Here is a 719-nt window from a genome sequence, read left to right as displayed (position 1 = left end):
CCGTCGTACAGGCCGCCGACGCCCTGGCGTCCCGAGACGAGGTCGCGGAACCGCGCCGGGTCGCGGGCGACCACGTCGGCGCTCAGGCGGTCGAGGATTGCGGTGAGGTCGGCTTCCAGCCGTGCCAGGCGCTCGCCCCGCGGCAGGGCGGCCAGGACACGGCCCGAGACTGGCGCGCCGAAGGCCGCGCAGGCCTCCGCGCCGCTCTCGTCCCAGAACGCGTATTCGAGGGCCAGTGGCACGAACTGCGCGTCCGGCGCGATCTCGGCGAGCCTCGCGACGCCAGCGCGCAGGTCGAGGGGCCGCGCGCGCACGTCGGCAAAGCGCCCCTGGGCGGTGATCCAGAGGACGCTCGCCGGCCGGGCGAGGATCTCTCGCGAGGCGGCCATGAACTGCGCCGCGCCCCGGGGCGTGTCGAGGTCGACGCCGAAGGCGCCCATGCGGCGGAAGACGCCGTAGCGTTCCAGCATCCGCGCGTCGAAGGGCGCATAGCTCGACCGCTCGGGGAAGAGCCGCCCGGCGAGCAGGATGATCACCGCCGCGTCCCACCAGGCCGGGTGGTTGCAGTAGACCACCACCGGCCCCGGGCCGAGGTCCGGCGGCAGGCCCCAGCGCGCGAGGCGCAGGGCGTTCATCCGCCGCCGGAGGAAGCGGTCGAAGTAGGCGACCATGAACCGCCACACCACCGGCGAGGCCGGCGGCGGCGCCCGGAACCGGCG

General features: G+C 75.7%; 1 protein-coding gene. It reads right to left on the bottom strand.

Features of this window, described 5'->3' with window-relative positions; genetic code table 11:
- Nucleotides 1–671 (bottom strand): lysophospholipid acyltransferase family protein (locus FV222_RS28260; RefSeq protein ID WP_147816426.1); only part of this gene is annotated, 671 nt, incomplete at its 3' end.
- Nucleotides 672–719: the final 48 nt, after the last annotated feature.

Origin of the sequence: Methylobacterium sp. WL103 (assembly GCF_008039885.1) — a bacterium.
In the GTDB taxonomy this organism is placed as follows: Bacteria; Pseudomonadota; Alphaproteobacteria; order Rhizobiales; family Beijerinckiaceae; genus Methylobacterium; species Methylobacterium cerastii.
Note: the sequence above shows the minus strand (reverse complement) of the source record. Positions and strands in the feature narration are given on the sequence as shown.